The 21,981-nt window shown below is 46.4% G+C and carries 17 protein-coding genes; 7 read left to right on the top strand and 10 right to left on the bottom strand.

What is annotated here, in order from left to right; all coding sequences use genetic code 11:
* Positions 1-128 precede the first annotated feature (128 nt).
* The 6 genes from OQJ86_RS23955 to OQJ86_RS23930 all read right to left on the bottom strand — a co-directional run bounded on the left by OQJ86_RS23955 (position 129) and on the right by OQJ86_RS23930 (position 9,585).
* The gene (locus tag OQJ86_RS23955; protein WP_045396534.1) at positions 129-2,243 is read right to left on the bottom strand and encodes a type I secretion system permease/ATPase; all 2,115 of its coding nucleotides are present in this window, start codon (positions 2,241-2,243) and stop codon (positions 129-131) included.
* A gap of 18 nt (positions 2,244-2,261) precedes the next feature.
* The gene (locus OQJ86_RS23950; RefSeq protein WP_038871616.1) at positions 2,262-4,175 is read right to left on the bottom strand and encodes a LapD/MoxY N-terminal periplasmic domain-containing protein; all 1,914 of its coding nucleotides are present in this window, start codon (positions 4,173-4,175) and stop codon (positions 2,262-2,264) included.
* A 5-nt stretch (positions 4,176-4,180) separates the two neighbouring features.
* The gene (locus OQJ86_RS23945) at positions 4,181-4,864 is read right to left on the bottom strand and encodes a transglutaminase-like cysteine peptidase (protein WP_038871574.1); all 684 of its coding nucleotides are present in this window, start codon (positions 4,862-4,864) and stop codon (positions 4,181-4,183) included.
* Positions 4,865-4,977: 113 nt separating this feature from the next.
* The gene (locus OQJ86_RS23940; RefSeq protein WP_038871570.1) at positions 4,978-6,369 is read right to left on the bottom strand and encodes an HlyD family type I secretion periplasmic adaptor subunit; all 1,392 of its coding nucleotides are present in this window, start codon (positions 6,367-6,369) and stop codon (positions 4,978-4,980) included.
* Positions 6,370-6,482: 113 nt separating this feature from the next.
* Positions 6,483-7,709, bottom strand: a complete 1,227-nt coding sequence (locus tag OQJ86_RS23935; RefSeq protein WP_265991575.1) for a sigma-54-dependent transcriptional regulator — start codon at positions 7,707-7,709, stop codon at positions 6,483-6,485.
* Positions 7,702-9,585 (bottom strand): sensor histidine kinase, encoded by a 1,884-nt coding sequence (locus OQJ86_RS23930; protein WP_265991573.1) that lies wholly within the window; start codon positions 9,583-9,585, stop codon positions 7,702-7,704. The genes OQJ86_RS23935 and OQJ86_RS23930 overlap by 8 nt, the downstream gene beginning before the upstream one ends.
* A 127-nt stretch (positions 9,586-9,712) precedes the next feature.
* Between OQJ86_RS23930 and pdxH the strand changes: the two genes are divergently transcribed.
* A complete protein-coding gene (gene pdxH / locus OQJ86_RS23925) occupies positions 9,713-10,348 on the top strand; it encodes a pyridoxamine 5'-phosphate oxidase (RefSeq protein ID WP_038871564.1) in 636 nt (211 codons plus the stop codon).
* Between the two features lie 63 nt (positions 10,349-10,411).
* Here pdxH and OQJ86_RS23920 read toward each other — a convergent pair whose 3' ends face one another.
* On the bottom strand, positions 10,412-11,131 hold the full coding sequence (locus OQJ86_RS23920) for a PAS domain-containing protein (RefSeq protein WP_080774286.1): 720 nt from the start codon (positions 11,129-11,131) through the stop codon (positions 10,412-10,414).
* A gap of 779 nt (positions 11,132-11,910) precedes the next feature.
* Here OQJ86_RS23920 and OQJ86_RS23915 point away from each other — a divergent pair.
* From OQJ86_RS23915 to OQJ86_RS23895, 5 genes are all read left to right on the top strand, one after another.
* Positions 11,911-12,720, top strand: coding sequence for an AraC family transcriptional regulator (locus OQJ86_RS23915; protein ID WP_038871560.1), 810 nt, complete (start codon positions 11,911-11,913; stop codon positions 12,718-12,720).
* Between the two features lie 415 nt (positions 12,721-13,135).
* Entirely contained in the window at positions 13,136-16,267 is a 3,132-nt protein-coding gene (gene putA / locus OQJ86_RS23910; RefSeq protein ID WP_265991568.1) for a bifunctional proline dehydrogenase/L-glutamate gamma-semialdehyde dehydrogenase PutA, read from the top strand.
* An 11-nt stretch (positions 16,268-16,278) separates the two neighbouring features.
* Positions 16,279-16,986 carry a 1-pyrroline-5-carboxylate dehydrogenase gene (locus OQJ86_RS23905; RefSeq protein ID WP_038871556.1) on the top strand — a complete coding sequence of 236 codons (708 nt, stop codon included), beginning with the start codon at positions 16,279-16,281 and terminating at the stop codon, positions 16,984-16,986.
* 136 nt (positions 16,987-17,122) lie between these two features.
* Complete coding sequence (gene putP / locus OQJ86_RS23900) at positions 17,123-18,616, top strand: sodium/proline symporter PutP (RefSeq protein ID WP_265991566.1); 1,494 nt, start codon at positions 17,123-17,125, stop codon at positions 18,614-18,616.
* A gap of 193 nt (positions 18,617-18,809) precedes the next feature.
* Positions 18,810-19,319 (top strand): MerR family transcriptional regulator, encoded by a 510-nt coding sequence (locus OQJ86_RS23895; RefSeq protein ID WP_265991564.1) that lies wholly within the window; start codon positions 18,810-18,812, stop codon positions 19,317-19,319.
* A gap of 124 nt (positions 19,320-19,443) precedes the next feature.
* Here the strand turns inward: OQJ86_RS23895 and OQJ86_RS23890 are convergent, their stop codons facing one another.
* Positions 19,444-19,974, bottom strand: a complete 531-nt coding sequence (locus tag OQJ86_RS23890) for a GNAT family N-acetyltransferase (protein WP_265991562.1) — start codon at positions 19,972-19,974, stop codon at positions 19,444-19,446.
* 148 nt (positions 19,975-20,122) lie between these two features.
* On the opposite strand from OQJ86_RS23890, the gene OQJ86_RS23885 reads away from it, so the two are divergent.
* Positions 20,123-20,362: an RNA recognition motif domain-containing protein gene (locus OQJ86_RS23885; protein ID WP_265991560.1), complete on the top strand. Its 240-nt coding sequence runs from the start codon at positions 20,123-20,125 to the stop codon at positions 20,360-20,362.
* 40 nt (positions 20,363-20,402) lie between these two features.
* Here OQJ86_RS23885 and OQJ86_RS23880 read toward each other — a convergent pair whose 3' ends face one another.
* On the bottom strand, positions 20,403-20,927 hold the full coding sequence (locus OQJ86_RS23880; RefSeq protein ID WP_265991558.1) for a GNAT family N-acetyltransferase: 525 nt from the start codon (positions 20,925-20,927) through the stop codon (positions 20,403-20,405).
* A 7-nt stretch (positions 20,928-20,934) separates the two neighbouring features.
* Positions 20,935-21,540, bottom strand: a complete 606-nt coding sequence (locus OQJ86_RS23875) for a histidine phosphatase family protein (protein ID WP_265991556.1) — start codon at positions 21,538-21,540, stop codon at positions 20,935-20,937.
* Between the last annotated feature and the right edge of the window lie 441 nt (positions 21,541-21,981).

Below are 21,981 nucleotides of genomic sequence, written 5' to 3'. Positions count from 1 at the left end.
CATATGGTTCACCTCGTTCTGAGAGCCTACTCTAAGCGTAGGGCTTGAGAGTGAGGCGGACCATATAATTAGCCCCGAGAAACACTGGGTTCAACGGGGCTTTGATTTTCATTTTGTGCAGTTTAGCATTAGCTGACGGCGCGAACTTTACCTTGCTTCAAGTCGTTCAGTACTTGCGCTTTCGGACCATCAGCAATCACGCTGCCTTTTTCCATCACTATTACGCGATCAACAATATCGAGCATTGAGGTTTTGTGAGTAATCAAAATCAGCGTTTCGCTCGGTTTTAGCTGTGCTAACTGATGTTTGATGTGCATTTCTGAACGGTTATCCATTGCACTGGTTGGTTCATCCATTAAGAGCACTGGAGGACGCCCCAAGAACGCGCGTGCAATTGTCACAGCTTGACGTTGACCACCAGATAACATGCCGCCACCTTCGCCCACTTGACGCTCTAGACCCGCAGGATCCGACTGAGTAAAGGCGGTGACACCTGCTCGGTTAGCGGCGTCTAATACGTCGCGGTCATCGGTGAGCGGACGACCTAGGGTAATATTGTCGCGAATAGAACCGAAGAACAGATTCGAATCTTGCGGTACACAGCCAATATTGCGTCGTACGTCCACATGGTGAAGTTGTTCGATGTCTGTGTCATCAATACGCACGTGACCCTCTGTCGGCTTGTACAGGCCCATTATCAGGCGTTCTAACGTGGTTTTACCTGAACCAATACGACCGATGATTGCGACTTTTTCACCTGGATTAATCGTTAGGCTTAAATCACGAATCGATGCCACTGGCGCATCTGGGTAATGGAAGGTCACTCGGTCAATCTCAATCTTACCTTGAACGATAGGACGATGAATGTAGCGTTTACCCTCTTCTTGCTCGTCTGGCATTTCCATCACTTGATTAATGATGGTCATCGAAGACTTCGCTTGGTTGTAGCGTGTAGACAACAATGAAAGCTGAACCATTGGACCAATTGCACGACCACTTAGCATGGTTGCTGCAATCAAGCCACCCATCGTCAAATCGCCGTTTGAAATGAGATAAACACCCAGAATGATCATGCCGACGTTACTACTTTGTTGAACAAAGCCCGCTGCGTTTTGAATGCTGTCGGTAATACGACGGCTCTTGATGTTCCAGTTTGCCATGTGTGCAACGGCTTCTTCCCAACGGTATTGGAATTGGCTTTGTGCACTCAGCATTTTCACGGTTTCTAGGCCGGAAAGGCTTTCAATCAGGTTGGCGTATTTCTGTGAAGCAAGGCGAGAACCTTCCTCAATTGAGCGGCGCAGTGGACCTTGAATCAGCGCCGAGTGAATCATCAGAATCACCACACCAATCATTGGCACGTAAACCAGATCGCCCGCCATCAGCCAGATGATGACTAGGAACAAAATCGCGAAAGGTAAGTCGATCAGAGCACTCACGGTTGCAGAGGTGAAGAATTCACGAATCGATTCGAACTCTTGTAAGTGGCGAGCAAACGCACCCACAGAAGGTGGTTTGGACTCCATTCGAATGCCCATGACTTTGCTAAACAGCTTTGAAGAAATCAGGATGTCGGATTTCTTACCCGCAACATCAATAAAGTAGTTACGCAGTGATTTGAGCAAGAAATCGAACAAGAACACTACGAAGATACCACTTGCCAGCACCCATAGAGTTTCAAATGCGAGGTTAGGGACTACTTTGTCGTACACCAAGCGAGTGAACATTGGTGCGGCAATGGCGAAGATGTTGATGAGGATAGAAGCGATAAGTACATCGCGGTAGATGCGTTTAGACTGCCATAAGGTTGACCAGAACCAGTGGCCTTCTTTGGTTTTGAGCACTTCGGGAGAGCGCTCATCATATCGAAATTGTTTTTTAACTAAAAAGTAGCGACCAGTGTACTGCGCAAGTAGTTCTTCTAGAGGGATGGAGATGGGCACCAAACCGCTTTCTAGGGTAGTGATCTCTGCTTCTTGTGTCTCCAAATTAATACTATTGAGAACGCAAGAGTCGCCACCTTTAAGAAGTAAGATAGCCGGCAGAATTAGGCTTGAGATTTTGTCTAATTCTGCACGGTTTTCCTTGGCAACCAATCCGGCCCTTTCCGCCGCTCTCGGTAGCAGAAACGGTGTGAGCTTACCCTCAGAGAGTGGAAGCCCATTAATTAGCGCTTCCGGAGAGTTGGCTAAACCGTAATAACGGCTAACGTAAATCAGCGAGTTCAGTAAAGGGTCTTTCATCCTTGGTATACCTTTTCTTTATTCCTTGTCGACGATGAAACCTTGGAAGACCTCGACGAAGTGCTCGGTGAGGAAGTCCAACTGAATCTGCGTTTCTACACGTGATGCAATCGTCGTGATACCCAAGTTGTGAGCGGTTCGCGAGATCGAAGTCAGCGTGAATTTCTGTTTTTCGTCATGCAAGTTGTGCGTGAACAGGTAATCCAGTTTTACGTAATTCGGGCGGAACTCCTGAATGTACTCAAGTGACTGGAAGTTACGACCATAGTTATCAACACCGAATTCTGCACCTGACTGGCGAATGGCATTACACAGTAGTGCTGTATGGTGTGGATGGTCGATGAAACACGCTTCTGGAACCTCAAAGTGCAGCATTGGCGCAACTTTCGAGTGCTTCTCTAGCATGCTGGTGGTCCAACGAATGAACGAAGGTTGCGACAGACTGCTTTGTGCAATGTTGATGGCGACAGGTTCGTTCAACTCACCGCTTTCTAGCATTTTAATCATCGACTCAATGACGTATTGGTCGAAAATGTTGGTGGCATCAAGCTGCTCTAAAGCAAACAGGTATTGGTTGGCACGGAAGGTCTCGCCATCTTTTTCGATACTAGAGAACACCTCGTTGTGGAATACCTTGCCCCATGTGTTTTTCGCAGATTGAAAACGGAATTTAATCCAATCACCGTGAATCGCTTCTTCAACCAGCGCTTTCCATTGCTGCTTACCCATTAGGTTAGAAGAGTTTTCACCACCCACGAAGCCGTAAGCTCTGTCTGGTTGCGCTTTTGCTTTCGATAGTGCGTTATCCACCATGGAAAGCACTTCTGAGCGTGTTTTCTGATCTTTACTGTGTGCCACGCCGAGCGAAGCTTTTGGTTTAGCAAGACCTGTTGGGTCTGTGTTCAGACCATTCACACAGTTGACGATGCTATCCGCTAGGATGCGAAGTTCGCTTTCATCCATGTGTGGGAATAACAGACCGAATTCGTCGCTTGATAGACGAGCAATGGTTGCTCCTGGTACATCGATGGTGTTTTTAAGACGTTGAGACAACTCTTTCACGTGTGCATCAGCGCGTTGGTAGTCTTTCGTTTCGTAGATGTCACCAATGTACTCTGCATGGAGTAGCGCGATACCCCCTTGCGTTTGTTCTGCCAACCATTGGTCAACTTGGTTGATGTAGAACGAGCGGTTACCCAGTTTGGAGATCGGATCTAGGTAAGCTTGTGCACGTAGACGCTGCGCTTCTTTCGCTTGTTCTTTGAATGACAGTTCAATCTGAGCCGACATCATATTGATGCCGTCTACGACTGCAATGAGGTCTTTGGTCTTTGGACGAGCAAGCGGGTCACCAAATTGGTTGTTGGCGATTTCGTGCATTTTCTTAACGATGGCTGCTAAAGGTTTGAGTGAGCGACGTAGGATGTAGGAAATCGCGACTAAACCCGCTAGGAAGATAACGCCAAATGCCGATAGCAGGCGAATAAAGCCTTGCCACAACTGTTCGTAAGCAGCACCTGGGTGGCTGATGATTTCTACTTCAGCCAGTTGCATCCAACCACTGGTTACGACGCGTTTATCGTGAATCGCTTTAAATAGATTCAGGTCGATAAACCACTGCGGGACATGGCTTGGCTTTACTGGGTACGAGCGCACGATCTGGTAATCCGAATCTAACGCGGTGAGACGTACGACAGAATAAGTACTGCCGTCAAACAACGCATTAATCACGGACTCGACTGCCACCTTATCTTTATCTTTTAGATACGGTGCCAATGCTAAACCAACGGTGTTAATGGTGTTGTTGACCTCTGAACGTTGCTGCTGCTCTAAGCTGTCTCGAGTAGTGTTGAACTGGATTACGAATACTGATGCCATCAAAAGTAAAAAGACCGTAACCATTCCCACTACAAGCTTCTTATATAGGGTCATGTTTTTCACTCGTCATAGTTAATTTTAGGTTTCTTTAACTGCAACTTACGTTCGCGCGAGCGTAAGTCATTCCAAAGACTCAAACGTGAGGCTTTTCCTGCTAACTCTCCAGTGCCAGCAGAAGACTTCATTAGCCATAGGTTTGAACCATTAAAACTGTAAATCGGTAGCAAGTCGCTACGTTTGGAGGCTCGAACAATGTCTGGGTTGATATTGTCGAGAATGAGCGGCTCAGAGCTTGGGGTCGGGTAGTAGGCCAATACCATGTGGAATTGATCCAGTTCGATGGCTTTAACATAGATCAAGCGCATCTTAGAATCGGGTATGCCTAGCTCCAGCAGTGAGAAGTACTTAGCAATAGTGAAATCTTCACAATCGCCCGCATTACTGCCCAAAAATTCGAGCGGTGTTGCCCAGTAGTCTTTCTTTCCCCAAAGTTTGATGTCGTCAACGAAGTAAAGTTGGTTGAAAAAGTCGTTAACGCCTGCAAGCTTCTCATGAGTCTCCAGTGTTTTAAAAAAGTCGATGTTTTCCCGCCATGTTTTCACGCGCATTCCTGCCCGCTCACCATAAACTGAAGTGACCGTATCGACCCATCGCTGTTCCTTGCTGTTGAGCGCCCCAATTTGGAACGAAAAACAACTGATGCTGATTAATAATGTAACTTTACGCTTCAATTTGGGTGGCATATTCGACTCACATCACAAGTGTACCTTTGAAATGCGTTCGTGGGTGAGAAAAGTGCTTTTTATTTAACCACTTGTCGTCACTTAAGAACACATTATTTGTACCTTGCAGATACTTACTCCTTCAGTGCGTTGGTTTTGGCGCTCAAAATCGGCTTAAGCAAGTATTCCAAAACGGTTCGTTTCCCTGTGATGATATCGACCGATGCTGTCATACCGGGAATGATTGGTAAGTCAGCATCCTGTCCAAAATTGGTTTTATCGGTACGGACTCGAACAATGTAGAAGCTGTTGCCTTCTTCATCTTGTGTGGTGTCCGCACTGATGTGTTCTAGTTCACCTTCTAGACCGCCATATTTGGTGAAATCATACGCGGTAAACTTCACGATGGCGTGAAGGTCTGGACGCAAGAAAGCGATGTCTTTTGGGGCAATCTTTGCTTCGACCAATAAAGTGTCTTCGGTTGGAACGATTTCAACAATGTCCATACCTGGCTGAATAACACCACCAACGGTGTTCACGTTGAGAGTTTTGATGGTGCCGGTTACTGGAGAAACCACCACGGTGCGGTTTACTCGGTCTTCTAGGCCTACCGCGGATTCTACGAGTGCGGACAGTTGGTCTTGAGTACTATTGAGCTTTTCTTGTTGTTCAGAGCGGAATTTCAATGCCACATCAATACGGTTAAGCATGGATTCTCGTATCGCAGAACGAAGCACTGGAATTTTCAGTTCGCTAGAGGTCATCTCACGGCGAGTATCGTTTACTTGGCGTTGAAGTTTGAGTAGCTCAATACGAGGTACGACACCTTCGTCTGCCAGTGGCTTCGTGATGTCTAGCTCTTTCTTCGCGAATCGGTAGCTTTGGCGCAAGTTGTTAACTCGAGCCCTAATTTCAACCAAATCTTGTTGTTTCTGCTTAACTTGCTGATCGATAACTGACAACTGGTTGCGTAAGTTGTCGAGATCTTCGCGGTACTCTGCTTTTTGGCGTTGGGTGAGGCGAGGTTGGTTCTCTTCAAGTGTCGGTGGGAACGTCAATTTACCGTAATCGAGTAAGACACTTTGTTCCCAGTCTTTGTCTTCAAAATCACGGTTCACTTCTACACTGCTGATGGAGGCTGAAAGCTGCAACACCGAAGCCGTTAAGTTCGCTACTTGTTGTTCACGTTCTCGAAAGTCTGAGCGAAATCGCGTGTCGTCAATCAGCAACAGCTGCTGGCCTTTCTCTACTTGCTCGCCTTCTTTTACTAAGATCTCTTTGACCAAGCCGCCTTCAAGGTTTTGTACCACTTGGATTTGAGAAGAAGGAATGACTTTGCCTTGACCAACCGTCACCTTGTCGATTTGCGCCCAAGATGCCCAGCCAATAGCAGCAACAAAAAACAACACCATAACCCACAACATAAGGCGGGCACTACTCGGCGTGTTCAGGAGCAAAGCAGCGGTTTTATCGTCAACAAAATCCAACTCGTCGTTGCTTAGCTTGTTGTAGTTGTCTCGGCTCATCACATTCCTTGTTTTATAAAGACGGTTTATCTTTTTGATCTTATTATTATTAACCGACCATGTCAGCATGCTCGGTTAATAAAAATGTGTGAAAGGGGTAGATGGTCCCTCTTTTACAGTGCCTTGAACTTTGTTTTATCCAACTGATGTCGTTTTAGTTTGTCATACAAGGTTTTTCGCGACACCTGTAATTCTAGTTGAACCTCTTTGAGTCTGCCTCTATGTCGTTGTAGTGCATCGAACAATAAGCAATATTCAAAGTGTTCTGTGCGTTGAGTCATACTTTGGATTTCAATGCTCTTTTCACTGTTCCAGTCTTCCATGCGAAACGCATCTGGTTTGAGGGCGCGCAATTCCGCAAACTGCCTCAATTGTTTGATGTTTTCTGGCCAAGCCAGTTCTGTTATTCGTTTTACTTCTGCCAAACTGATTTGTGGTGGTTGCAACTGATAACGACTGGCAGCATGGCGAACAAAATGTTTATACAGCGGGCCTATGTCTTCTTTGCGCTCGTCCAAGCTCGGCATGCGAATCAACTTAGCCAATGTCTCGACTCCTTGCACTACTTTGTTTGCGGCCCCAAACACGCGTTGTAAGCTTGGGTGCTTAAACAGGCATTGCCATTGTGGTAATGAGATGTGTTCGGCACTGTGAAGATACAAACTGCAATGTGGTCTCCCTTGTGACAAATGATAAATCGCTTTGTCGAACGCATCCGAGCTTAATTCATACAAATCTTCACAAGACGCGACGATCATTTCACTGTCTGACGTGGCATGAATATCGTGGGCAAATTGCGCAGCGAGCCTTCGTCCTGTGCCATCTTCGCCAAAAAAGATCAGTGGCTGGTGGAGTGAGGCGCTGATTAAAGTTCGACGAATATCGACCATAACTTGGCTATGACCAATCATTTTTGGCCCCACGTGCGTTTGCATATCGAGCTCTTTTTTCAACCAGACGTTTTCTTGCAATAGAGTCAGTTTGTCACTGGCGTTATTCAGTGATTTTAACAGTTGCTCTGTCGAGAATGGCTTTTCGAGAAAGTCATATGCGCCACTTTTCATCGCCTCTACCGCTGTTTTTACATCACCGTGGCCAGTGAGAACAATAAACTGAAAGTGATTGTTTTTGCTCAGCAGCGTGCGCATAAACTCTAAGCCGTTCATCACTGGCATATGGATATCGGTAATGATCAAGGCTGGTGTGTGCGGGTCGATAACGCGTAGTGCTTCGACTGCATTGGGAAAACAGGTTACTTCGATATCTTCAATTAAAAGCGCTTGTGATACAGCATCGCGAATATGTGGTTCATCATCGACAAAGAAAACGGGATTATGCATAGGTGTTTTCCCCTAAGGACGGTGTTGTAGCGAGTGGAACCGTGATAACAAAAGTCATGCTGTTTACTTTTTGTGTTTGAGCGTCTAGGTGTTGGTAAGCGCTCAAAGCACCTTGGTAGCTCTCTAAAATACGTTTTGAAATGGTTAATCCTAAGCCCAATCCCTCGGGCTTGGTAGTGAAGAATGGGTCGAAGACTTTTGCTAAGGCACTCTCGGACATGCCTGGGCCGTTGTCGGAAACTAAAATATCGCAGTGAGTTTCTTCGCATTGCACGGCAATCGAAATTTGTGGATCAATGCAGTAGCTATCCATGGCTTGCGCCGCATTATGAAAGAGGTTAATCAGCACTTGCTCAAGCTCAACGCTGTGAATCGCTAACCTCACGTTATATTCGATAGTTGGCACTTTTAATGTTACGCCTTGCTTGATCAGCTTGTTACTCAAAATTCGCGTGGCGTTGTGTACAGCATCATGCAGGATGGCGACTTCGCTGTGTTGGTTGCTGTCGGTTTTGCGTGTAAAGACTTTTAAACGAGCAATGACTTCGGCAATCGTGTTGTTGAGTGACAGCATCTTATCCAAATTGCTTGCCACCATAGGGTAACGCTCCTTTGCCATCAAACGTTGTGAGTTTTCGGTGTAGGTTCGCAGCGCGGCAAGCGGCTGGTTAATTTCGTGATTGATGCTGGCGGACAGCTCCCCAAGCAGTGCGAGTTTGGCGGCTTGCGTCAACTCTTGTTGAGTTTGCTTGAGTTCTTGCTGACTCTTCTCATATTGATGCACGGTTTGCTGCAATTTGTGGTTGGCTTGGCTGAGGACCAACGTTCTTTCCGAGACTTTTTCTTCCAAGTTCGCGTTCACATTCGCGAGGCGTGCTTTGTTGACCAGCATTTGGAACCAAGCCAAAGCAATTAAACCAACCAAGGCATACAACAGCAGATAAATGACATCGGCTTGAAGAACGGCGGTGAGTACTTCTTGCTGGCTGATCAGTGCTACAACACGAAAGCCTTTTTCAAACAACTGGGTCGCGTATGCTAGATAGTTTGGAGAGAGTAGAAGTTGATTGTTTTTAAACTGCGTCGCACCACTTTTTCCGGTTAACTCACCACGATATTCTGGTAGGGAGTGGCCGTATTGTTGGGTTTGACTGAGTTCATGTTTTGCTGCTTCGGAAAGTGGAAACAATGCGCGATAACGCCAATCCGGTAGATTACTCATGAAAACGACGTCATGCACGCCTGTGACGAGTAAATCTCCATCGTCTTGAACCAACCTTTGTTCAAGTTGTTCTAAGTTGACTTTAACCGTAATCACTCCCGCGACTTTGTCATCAACCCAAAGCGGAGATGAGAAGAAATAGCCCCGCTTATTAGAGCGAACGCCTAATCCAACGTATTGGGCTTTCTCGCCATTGAGCGCGTTCTGAAAATAAGGGCGAAAGGCAAAGTTAGAGCCCACAAAACTGTCGTCTTGCTGGTAATTACTTGATGCGATTACTAAGCCCGTTTTGTCGTGGACATAGATGGTATCGGCCAAGCTTTGTGTGAGCCATTCCGCCAACAAACGGTTAAGTGCATCAGACGGTTTTCCGATTTTTATAGCGTCGAGCAATCTTGGATCGTGGCTGAGTAGATTGGGGATTTGTTCAAACTTAGCCAACTCATAATCGATCTCCTGAGCAACTTGCGTGGCTTGGGTTTGAAGTTTTTTTTGCCATTGATCATGTTGATGCTGGGTTGCGTACTTATGAGTCGATATTAGCCCGACCATACCGATGGCGAGCAACACCAGCAAAAAATGGCGCAGAGCTTTGGGGTTGAGTAGGTTCACGGTTGGCTCACTCGTTTTTAACGCCATGTTATCAAAAGGCATTTAACGATGCTGTGAGCCGCAGCGACAACGTGACACAACACAAATCGCAATCAGAGTTATCGTTTGCTGTCCTTGAAATTGAGTATCATCGGGCGCACAATCGGAAAAAACGAGTGAAGGAGTGAAGATGGAACTTGCTGATATTCGTCGTGAGTACACAAAAGGTGGCCTGCGTCGTAAAGATTTAAAAGCAGATCCTGTCGATCAGTTTAATTTGTGGTTGGCGCAAGCGGTAGAAGCTGGCTTGACCGACCCTACTGCAATGACCGTTGCCACGGTTGATGAGAATGGCATGCCATTTCAACGTATCGTACTACTGAAAAGTGTCGATAAAGATGGTTTTGTGTTTTACACCAACTTAGGCAGCCGCAAAGCACAGCAGCTTGGGCACAATAGCAATATCAGCCTACATTTCCCTTGGCATCCGCTTGAGCGTCAGGTCCATATTACGGGTGTTGCAGAGAAGCTGTCACCGATGGAGAACATGAAATATTTCACTTCTCGCCCGAAAGAGAGCCAACTTGCTGCGATCGCCAGTAAACAGAGTAGCCGTATTTCCGCTCGAGGCGTGTTGGAAGGCAAATTCCTAGAGCTGAAACAGAAATTCGCCAAAGGGGAAATCCCAATGCCAACCTTCTGGGGTGGCTTCCGTGTGAAACCACAAAGTATCGAGTTTTGGCAAGGTGGCGAGCACCGCTTGCATGACCGTTTCTTATTTTCTAATCAAGAAGGGACGTGGGATATTGATCGTCTTGCGCCATAATCACGCGAAAACAAAGAATAAAAAAACACCGCCCAATTTGGCGGTGTTTTTGTTTATTAAGAATCAGCGTTCGCCGTTAAGCACCACAGAGAGCTGATGTTTAAGTAGGGTCTTTGGCACAATGGAGCCGTAACCAGCTTCCATCGCTTTGTCGATCAACTCATTCTTGCTGTTGGCTTCAAACTTCGTACGTAGACGAGCAACATGCCCCTCTACTGTTTTAGTGGAAATACCCATGACCTGAGAGATGAATTGCGGTTTTTTTCCATACAGCAATAGGAATAAGGTTTCTTGTTCGCGGCAGGTTAGCTTTTCGGGTTCGGGTTTCAGGTTAGAGAAGCGGAAGATTGATTTTTTGCTCGGGTTTCCACCAATGGCTCGGCAAACCCAATAGCCTACTTCGATGACGGCGGTATCAGTCAGTTCACGCCCATAAAAGATGGTGCCAATGATGTTGCCATCGTCATCTCGCCACGGCGTTTTAGTAAAGATATGCGCTCGCCAATGACCATCAGGATAGGGGTGGATATCGAGGATCTTCAGTGACTCGCCAGTCTCAATAACATGCTTATCTTGCTCTTGAAACTCTTTTGCACACTCAATGGTTGGGCTCGCCATTTCAAAGTCTGTCTTTCCAATACAGGCTTCAGGTGAATCGTAGCCTATCAATTCTGCGTATTCCTGATTCACATATCGGAATACTGACGCTTTATCTTTGCATCCCCAACAACCCGGTAGCTGTCGGAGGAGCGACTGTTCTATGGTATTGACTGGAATATTCACAAGAGGGCTCACTACTGCTACGTATCGCCTGCTTTATTGCAGGTCAGTGTTCTCACTTCGATTATCCTGAAATTTCTCTTACGAAATCGTTCCTTGATCATGCTTTCAGGAATTGCGCCAGACAAACTGGAAAAGAGAGAAGATAGATCAAGTTAGCTCAGCGTGATGATTAAGCTCAGGATACGGTGAGGTGGCCCATATAATATCAGCTTATGCCATTGTTTTCATTGGCGTAGAGCAAAAAAAAGGCCAGCCTGAAGACGGGCTGGCAACACAAGATATAATCTTGTCGACGTGTAGAAGAGGTTCTAAATTACATAGCGAGGGTCTGCTAAGTAAGTTAGAGGTATCAAGTAGATACCGGTGAACTCAGGGTCGTATGCATCCTAGAGCTCGAGGTCTAATGTATTGAATTGAGCGTAAATTGGTAAGGGGGGAATTCCCTCTATGTTGCTGTTTTCTGGTTAATTCATGCGCTTTTGATCGTAATTTGACCTCTTGACTTACATTGGTGTGCACTTCAACCGCAAAGATCTTTTGAGTCGAGCTGTCTCAACTTTAGTAATTTTGACTATCTATCCGTTTTTGTTAAAAAAAATTGGTTGCACATTGACCGTAAGTTACTCTTACATGATCATCGTTCCGGAACTATGATCATGTAGAGTGCCTTGATCGTGTTGGTTTGATCTTGTGCGATTGAGTTGGGGAAGATTTGCAACCCCACCGAGAAGGTATATGATGCCAAGGTGTAAGCCGACCGTGAAAGACGACTGTTTTAAATGAGTGATTCAAATAACCCGAAAGCCCCGCTGTATAAAGAGATCGCGCTGCCTAAACCAGCAGAGTTGATCACGCTTCCGTCTTATATGGATTGCCATGATCATGCTTACACGCAGATCGTGATCGGTTTGAAAGGCCAAGCGGAATTTGAAGTTCGTGGACAGGGTAATTTAGTTGGCCCGGGACAAGGTTGCATCGTAACGGCGTCTTCTGATCATGCTTTCGGCGGCGTGATTCATCAATCAGACATTTTGGTACTCAACATGCCAAAGCCTGCTAATGATGACCCTGAGATGCTACAGAAAATCAATAATCTAGAGCGCTCTCATCTTTACTTCCAACTGGATGGTCAAATCCAAAAGCTGATTCAGATGTTGGTACAGGAGATGCGTAATCATCCTGATGATTTGCTGCTTAGTCGCGCTTGTAACGATACTGTGATTGCGTTGATGCAACGCCATATCTCTTCATTTGAAACATCAAAAAAAGATTCACGATTCGATTTGGATGCGATAGATCGTTACATCGAACAGCATTTGAGCCATAAAATCAGCGTTGCGCAGTTGGCAGGTAGTGTGTTCTTGGGCGAAAGCCAGTTCCACAGCTTATTTAAAGAGCAAATGGGTATAACGCCGCATCAGTACGTGCTAGGTAAACGTATTGATATGGCGCGTGATTTGATTGAGCAAGGCCACCTTACTCTTGGCCAGATAGCCGAATTCACAGGTTTTTCTAGCCAAAGTACTTTCACGCATACTTTTACTCGTTTACAAGGTTTGTCACCTTCGCAGTATAAGAAACAGAGTTAATAAAATATCTTTCTTTTTGTTCGTCTTGTTGCTTATTGATAGAACGCCGCGCATTGGTCGCGGCTTTTTTACGTCTGTATTTTGCACAGGAAAGTCGAACTTTTTTGCGTAATTCCCCTTTAAATTTTCAGTGTTTTTGCCCATTCCTCACAAAATCACAATCTAAATCCTTCTTATTCAAATAAAAATTGCCCAAAACCTCTCTACTTTTGTTGTAAATGACATGCAAAAATTAATTTTTACAACACAATATATTATCTAATTGCGTGTGACTATGTAGGTGTTTTGTTATAAAAGCGATTTTTTAGCAAAAAGCTCGGAGTTTTTGACAAGTATTCTTCTCGGGCTCAAAATACACTGCCAGCCATTGATGATCCTCGAAGCGGTTTTCGAGGAGAGAGATTGAGGAAAACGCATGTTTACTGCAACAAACGTGTTAACACCGGAATTTATCGAGCAACCGCTTGATAAGTTGTGGTCACTGATCTCGCCATTGTACATGGTGGACGAGTCTCAATGGCTAGAGCAATTATTGCCACTAGCAACGCCGACAGCGGAAGAAAAGTCGGCAATCACGACCCAAACAACTCAGCTTATCGAAGCCATTCGTGCCGATAAGAAGTCAATTCAGATGATTGATGCGCTGTTGTTGGAATACAGCCTAGATACTCAAGAAGGCATCTTGTTGATGTGTCTTGCAGAAGCGTTGATGCGTATTCCGGATTCAGCGACGGCCGATGCACTGATTAAAGACAAGTTAAGTGTTGCGGATTGGAAATCTCACCTTAAGAGTTCAGATTCTGTCTTCGTTAACGCTTCAACTTGGGGGTTGATGCTGACAGGTAAAGTGATTGGCATTGGTGACCAAGAAACCCAGAGCCCAAGTCAGGCTGTAAACCGTCTGGTGAACAAATTCTCTGAACCTGTGATTCGTAAAGCCATGTATCAGGCAATGAAGATCATGGGTCACCAGTTTGTACGTGGTCGTACGATTGAAGAAGCACAAAAGAACGGTCGGCCAATGCGCGACAAAGGTTTCACTTACTCATTCGATATGTTGGGTGAAGCGGCGCTAACCACGGCAGACGCAAGTAAGTACTTCAAAGACTACCTAATGGCGATTGAAGCCGTAGGTCGAGAAACGTATGGCAGTGACACGAGTCCTGCGCCTTCTGTTTCTATCAAGCTTTCAGCACTTCACCCACGTTACGAAGTAGCGAATGAAGAACGCGTGATGACTGAGCTTTACGATACGCTGACGCAACTGCTTAAGCGCGCTATCGAAGTGGATGTTGCCATCACGATTGATGCAGAAGAAGCAGACCGCCTTGAGCTGTCACTGAAGCTGTTCGAAAAACTGTACCGTAGCGATCTACTCAAAGGCTGGGGCAAGTTTGGTCTTGTGGTTCAAGCCTACTCGAAACGTGCGCTGCCAGTATTGGCATGGTTGAACGGTTTAGCGAAAGAGCAGGGCGATTTTATCCCACTGCGTCTCGTGAAAGGCGCGTACTGGGACAGCGAAATTAAGTGGTCGCAACAAGCGGGTTACGAGAATTACCCTGTTTACACGCGCAAAGAAGCGACGGATGTTGCTTACCTCGCGTGTGCACGCTTCCTACTAAGTGAAGGCGTGCGCGGTAATATCTTCCCGCAGTTTGCTAGTCACAACGCGCACACTGTTACTGCAATTGCTGTGATGGCAGAGCACAAAGATTACGAATTCCAGCGTCTGCATGGTATGGGCGATTCGCTTTATAACCATGTGATGGACACTTATGGTCAGCCAGTACGTATTTACGCGCCAGTCGGTAGCCATGCGGACCTACTGCCTTACTTGGTTCGTCGCTTACTAGAAAACGGCGCGAACAGTTCATTTGTGCACCGTTTGGTCGATGCACGTTGTCCAATTTCAGAGCTGACGCATCACCCTGTTGATGTGCTGACCTCTTTTGAGACGCTACACAACGGTCAAATCCCAATGCCAACTGGCATCTTCCCAAAACGTAAAAACTCATACGGTGTGAACGTTGATATCGACAGCGAAGCGAAGCCGTTTGAAGCGCAGGTTGAAAGTTTCCTGAATCAGAAGTGGACTGCGGGTCCGATCATCAACGGCGTGAAACATGCCGAAAGCATGATCAAGGAAAACTCCGCAGAGATCATTGCTGCCCCTTACGATCGTCGTATTGAAGTGGGTCAGGTGGCTTTGGCAAGCCTTGATCATGTTTCCGCTGCAATCGAAGCGGCTGATGCTGCATTCCCAGAGTGGAAAGGCACCGCAATTGAACAAAAAGCGGCGTGCCTAGATAAGCTTGCGGATCTGATGGAAGAAAACTTGGCTGAGCTGGTGGCGATTTGTCACCAAGAAGCGGGTAAGACGATTCACGATAGTATTGATGAAGTGCGTGAAGCGGTCGACTTCTGTCGTTACTACGCGAAGCAAGCGCAAAACCTCCAGCCGTTCGAGTTGGAAGGTTTTGATGGCGTGAAACGCATGTCTAGCCGCGAAGGTTTGGGCGTATTCGTTTGTATCAGCCCATGGAACTTCCCATTAGCGATTTTCCTTGGTCAAATCACCGCGGCATTGGTTGCAGGTAACACAGTTGTGGCTAAGCCCGCTGAGCAAACTAGCTTAGTTGCGGCGCGTGCGATCGAATTGATGTTAGAAGCCGGCTTCCCAGCGGGCGTGATTCAGCTATTGCCGGGTCGTGGTGGTGAAATTGGTCATGCACTAACGTCTCATGATGCGATTGCAGGTGTAGCATTTACTGGTTCGACGGCAACGGCGCAACGCATCAACGTGACGCTTGCCGAGCGCAGCGCGAAGCCAGTCCCGTTTATCGCTGAAACTGGCGGTCAAAACGCCATGATTGTGGATAGTACGGCACTACCAGAACAAGTTGTGCGTGACGTGATTCGTTCCGCTTTCGCTTCTGCAGGCCAACGTTGTTCTGCTCTGCGTGTTCTGTTCGTTCAAGAAGACGTTGCGGACCGCATCATCAACCTTATCCAAGGTGCAATGAATGAGCTGCATGTTGGTATTCCTTACCTACACAAAACGGATGTAGGGCCGGTTATCGACAGCAATGCAAAAAATAAACTCCTTGCTCACCTAGAGCACATGACAAGCACACAAACCAAAGTTGCTCAATTGCAATTGGATGAAACGTGCCAGCACGGTGATTTTGTGTCGCCAAGTGCGTTCGAAATCTCGGGCATTGATGTTCTGAAAGAAGAGCAATTCGGCCCTATCTTGCACATTGTTCGCTTTAAAGCGTCTGAGTTGCCAAACGTGGTTGAGCAAATCAACCAAACCGGTTTTGGCCTCACAATGGGCATCCACAGCCGTAATGAAACCACTTACCGTTGGATTGAAAAACACGCTCGCGTGGGTAACTGCTACATCAACCGCGATCAGGTTGGTGCAGTCGTTGGCGTTCAGCCATTTGGTGGTCAAGGTTTGTCTGGTACAGGTCCGAAGGCGGGTGGTCCTCACTACCTATACCGCTTCACTAAACAACATCTTGTTCAAGCAGAGAAGGCGTAAGGAGTCGCATTATGGTTCATCAGATCACGTATTTTAAAGATGCATTCTCTGCTTGGGAGCAGTGGAATCTGACCGATTTTGATTACAAATGTGAGCATTTGCTGGCATTTAAATCTGCGATAGAAGAGCAGCATAGCGTGGCTGGCAAAGTGGTGTCTTACCACTTGCAACAAGCGTCAGCTCTGTTAGCAGAAACTCATCAGTTAGTTGGCCCTACGGGCGAAACTAACGAGCTGTACGCGGCGGGGCGTGGTGTGGCTTTGGTCGTTTGTGAAAACAACCTAGCGAATACTGAGAACGCACTGTACAGCACTTTTGCAATGATCACCTGTGCCCTGATTGCGGGCAACAGCGTGGTGATTTGTAGTGACAATACAGAACTTAATCAGATGGTTAAGCAGGCTGTAACGTCAGCAAACTTCCCATCTAACTTAATCCAAGTGGTTGCGTACGACGCGTCTTCCCCGCTGTTAGACAGCGACGTACGTAGTGTTGGTTATGTTGGGCATTCACAGGTTGAGCATGCGCTTAACCTGCAACTGGCTAAGCGTGACGGTGCCATCGTCGGTTTAGTTTCTGAAACGGATTTAGAGTCACCGACATTGACTCATGATCCTCATCTGTCGTTGCGCTTCATTACTGAGCGTACTCGAACGATAAATATTACAGCAGTGGGCGGTAACGCGACTCTACTCGAGTTGGGAAGCGACTCCCACTAACCTGACTTGTGATACCAATCTGAATAAAAGAGCCTGAGAGCTTACTCGGGTTGGTATCTCTTGTTCTGGTGTATTGCTGAGACGGCAAAATACCCGAAGAAACAAGGAAGGAAATAATTATAACGAGGACTATCAAATGATAGAAAATAGCTTTGCTATCACGACCACTTTTGTGGCGTATTTACTAATTATGGTTGCCATTGGCGTTTACGCGTATAAGAGGACTTCCAATTCATCTGACTACTTCCTAGGTGGTCGTAGCCTTGGTCCATGGCCAGCGGCACTCTCTGCGGGCGCATCAGACATGAGTGGGTGGTTGCTGCTGGGTCTTCCGGGGTATGCGTATGCAGCAGGTATCGAAGCGTTCTGGCTAGCGGGTGGTCTGCTACTGGGTACGTGGGCAAACTGGTTGATCAATGCGAAGCGTCTACGTACGTATAGTATTCAAACCGATTCACTAACGCTGCCTGAGTTCCTGTCGCGTCGCTTCAACGATAAGTCGAAACTGATTCAGACAATCTCTGCGTTCTTCATTCTTTTATTCTTCCTTTTCTACACCAGCTCAGGCTTGGTTGCAGGGGGTAAACTGTTTGAAACCGTATTCGGCTTGGATTACAGCATTGCCGTTATCATCGGTACCGTGTGTGTAGTTTCGTACACGCTATTTGGTGGCTTCCTGGCGGTATCTTGGACGGATTTAGTACAAGGTCTATTGATGGCGGCGGCACTGATGATTGTGCCTGTTGCTGTAATGGACGGCGGCCTAGGTCAACTAGCGACTGACATGCACAACATCAACCCAGAGCTATTAACGCTATGGAACGATGTGAAAGGTGAACCTCTATCGGCTATCGCGATCATCTCGCTAGCGGCTTGGGGCCTAGGCTACTTTGGTCAGCCACATATCCTAGCGCGTTTTAAAGCTTCTCGTTCAAACAAAGACCTAACAACAGCGCGTCGTATCGCTGTGGGTTGGACTGCGCTGTCTATGGCGGGTGCAATGCTTGTGGGTCTTGTTGGTCTAGTGTGGGTAACAGGTCACCCTGGTACCCAACTGGATGAGGGTGAGAAAATCTTCATGCTATTGGTGAATACGGTATTCCACCCAGTCATTGCAGGTATCCTACTGGCGGCAATTCTTGCGGCGGTAATGAGTACTGCAGATTCACAGCTTCTAGTATCTTCATCAGCTCTTGCTGAAGACTTCTACAAGCAAGTGATTAAGCCAGATGCAACGTCTGAAGAAGTGGTAATGATTGGCCGTGTAGGCGTTATCGTGATTTCTCTTATCGCGCTATTCCTAGCAATGACGCCAGATAGCTCTGTTCTAGGTCTTGTATCTTACGCTTGGGCAGGCTTTGGTGCTGCGTTTGGTCCGGCAGTTGTACTTAGCCTTTATTGGAGCGGTATGAACCGTAACGGCGCACTAGCAGGTATCCTAATCGGTGGTGTGACTATCGTGGTTTGGAAACAGCTAACAGGCGGTTGGTTCGATGTGTACGAAATCGTACCGGGCATCATCTTCTCTACTATCGCTATCGTGGTTGTGAGCAAAATGACTGGCGGTGCTGCGCAAGACGTACTAGAGCAACACAAAGAGTACCAGAAGAAGTTGGTTGAACTAGACTAATCATTCTCAAGTGAAAACAAAGCCCGCGTTCGTCGCGGGCTTTTTTGTGCTTACTCTATGGTTGATGGTCGATGGTGATTTGAATGACTACTAACACCTCAATTAGAGAATTTCTGAGGTATAGTAAAAAACGTGTTGACCCGTCTATCAGTGTAGGGCTGATGCTATGTCTGTACCGACAAAAGGAGCCACTATGCTAACCGTAACCCAACTGGCCAGAGAGTGTGGACTCTCTCGTACTACGATTCTTTACTATGAGCGTGAAGGCTTGCTAGCGCCTGCACATCGCTCAGAAAACGGTTATCGCTGGTATGGAGAAAAAGAGATGCAGCGTTTAAAAACCATCTCGTCTTATCGTTCTTATGGGTTACCGATTTCCAGCATACGCACTTTGTTGGCACAGAAAGGCAAATCTCAAGCGGAGATCTTGAAAGACCATTTCAGTGAGCTCGAACGCGAGATTCAAAACCTACGATCGCAGCAAAAAGCGATCGTGGTGCTATTACAAGAACCACAACTGATAGAGGATAATATTGTGACTAAAGAACGTTGGGTACAAATCATGCAAGCTGCGGGTTTCTCTGAAAACGACATGGTGACATGGCACCAGAAATTTGAAGAGATGGAGCCTGCTGAGCACCAAAAATTCCTTGAATCTTTGGGGATTGAGCAAGACGAAATTGTGCGCATTCGTGCTCTATAATTAGCGCCTAAGCAGCGTATTAAAAACCGGTTAAATAAGAATAAGCCTCTTCGTGAGGCTTATTCTTATGGCGTTGTATTCAATAGAAAAAAGTTTAATAACAGGCAGCTTGATAACAAACCGTTTAGTTGCGGATTTTTGAGTAAACTACAGTGTTGCTCAATTCCCCTGAGGTAGACAGGCGGTCGTGTCTCAACTCGCCTTCAAAATCATAGCCACAACGCTCTGCGACGGCGCGGCTTTTTAGGTTGGTTGAATCTGCCGTAATAGCAATGCGCCTCGCACCAAGATCTTCAAACGCGTAGCGCTCTAATTCTAACACCGCCTCGGAAATGTAGCCGTTACCAACAGCGATATCATCTAACCAGTAGCCAATCTCAAATGCTGGTACTTCTTGGTCTCTAATCATCAAGCCAACGGCGCCAATTAAGCGGTCGCTTTCTTTCTCAATGATGAAGTAACGCAGTTCCTCTTCGAAGTTTTCAAAGTTGGCGATGGCTTTTTCTGTTCCCTCAATCATGGCTTCTAGTGTGAGCACATGTGGCACCCAAGGAAGGTACGTTTCGAGCGTCTTCTGGCTGCGCACAACCGCTTGATGTGCTTCTTCTGCACGTTCCAAACAAGCAGGGACTAACTTAAGACGTTTCGTTTCCATATCGATTCTCCTTTGGGTGAAAAATGAACGAAAAATCATTTAATCAGATGTACTTAGAATGATCTAGTCGTTAGTACAATATTATTCGCTTGGTTTGCTTGGAAGAACCTGAGAGAATCGTACGGTTATTAAACCAACTAGGTTCATTATGAAACTTTTAGTAAGAAACTTGGCTCGTGAAACGACCGAGCAAGATATGCGCACATTATTCTCAGCGCACGGCAAAGTAGAACTTTGTACTCTGGTTCTTGATCAAGAAACGGGTCTATCGAAAGGGTTTGGCTTTGTGATCATTCCAGATGAAGCAGAAGCAATTGCTGCACTAGAAGCGCTAAACCTTTCTAGCGTCGCGAAAAGCAAAATCCGCGTGAAAGTCGCTCAAGACTAAGATAGAGAAAAGCCAGCATCATCGCTGGCTTTTTTGTCCTTCAAACGAACGTTTTTTGATAGACACAAACTTCACGCTCAGCCCCTTTAGGGCCAACCCAAGTGTTTTCGACATAAGGTACATTGAGTTTGTTTATCACCGATTTGGAACGGTGGTTTTCTACTAAGTGCAGTACCTTAATTCCGGCTAACTCAAAGTCGACACGTGCGAACTCGATTAGGGCGTTCGTAGCTTCAAACGCGTAACCCTTCCCCCAGTAAGGGACACCTAGCCAATATCCTAAAGTACCATAACCATCCTCAATTCTCGTTATGCTCACGGCCCCTAATAACTCTCCTGACTCACGCAAGGTAATCGCGTAGACGACACCTCTGCGCTCGTTGTACATTGGCTCATGTCCTTCAATCCATGTTTTCGCCATAGACAGCCCATAAGGATGTGGAATGTTCGCGGTCATATCTGCGATGACTTTTTCACCTGCGAGTAAAGCGACGCGTTCACTATCTTCATGCTGAAAAGGTCGCAGAATGAGTCGTTCAGTAAAGAGTTTTGGTTGTGTTGGCATAACGGCATCACCTTACAGATTGAATGACCCAAACATCAAGATCAGGTCGGTAGGTAGTATCGAAGTAGCCTAAATCGTGAAATGCGAATTGAACTCCAGCTTCATTCGCTCTAGGTTGGTTGCCGCAAATTACATTGAACATGGCGCTCATAAAACGGCCGTGGGAGACCACCAAGTAACGACCACGGCCTCTTCTTATGATGGACTGAAGAGCAAGGCTAGCACGTGCAAAAAGTCCCACACCGCTTTCCCCTTCATTGGCAGAGACAACGCAAGGTTGGTACGGGTTGACGAAATCAGCCATAGGGTATTTGTGTTGAGATTCGCTAAAAGGTAGCCCTTGCAAAGGGCCGTTATCACGCTCCATCAATTCATCATGTGTGGTCATAGGGACATTTAGGTGTGTAGAAAATATCTCTCCAACATGACGTGCACGCTGCATTGAGCTACTTAAAATCGCATCGTACTTTCGCCCTTCTTCGGCAAATTGTTTCGCGCGATTTTCGGCTTGTTGAATCCCTACTTCGGTGAGCGGACTATCAAAGCGCCCTTCGTGAACGCGTAAATCATCCGCTTGTGAACGTCCATGACGAACAAAAGTAATGTGGATCATCGGTGACTTCCTTGTCAGTTATTTTTATTGGGCAGAAACGCTGAACAATAGCATGGCTTTACCAAATAAAAGTGGGTTCAACTAATTCCTATCCTTGTGATTCTCTATTATTTTTGGATGAAATTCACACTGTAAATCGCTGAAATTTGAACCGGTTATGATGGGGGGCTTGATAATTGTCAGCCGTCGCCAATCGCTTTTGAATAAAAACAAACGGCAATAATAACTTATGTGCTATGTCGCGTAGAATTACATACATAAGCGTTATTTTTTATAGTTGAGGAATGAAAGTTGAGGTCTGACCAAGGTCTCATAATTTGACCACTGAAAAGGGATTTTTTGGAGGTGGGACACAAAAAAACAATGGGGCTAATTATATGGTCCGCCTCACTCTCAAGCCCTACGCTTAGAGTAGGCTCTCAGAACGAGGTGAACCATATG

Source organism: Vibrio sp. Sgm 5 (genome assembly GCF_026241575.1).
Taxonomy (GTDB): domain Bacteria; phylum Pseudomonadota; class Gammaproteobacteria; order Enterobacterales; family Vibrionaceae; genus Vibrio; species Vibrio jasicida.
Note: the sequence above shows the minus strand (reverse complement) of the source record. Positions and strands in the feature narration are given on the sequence as shown.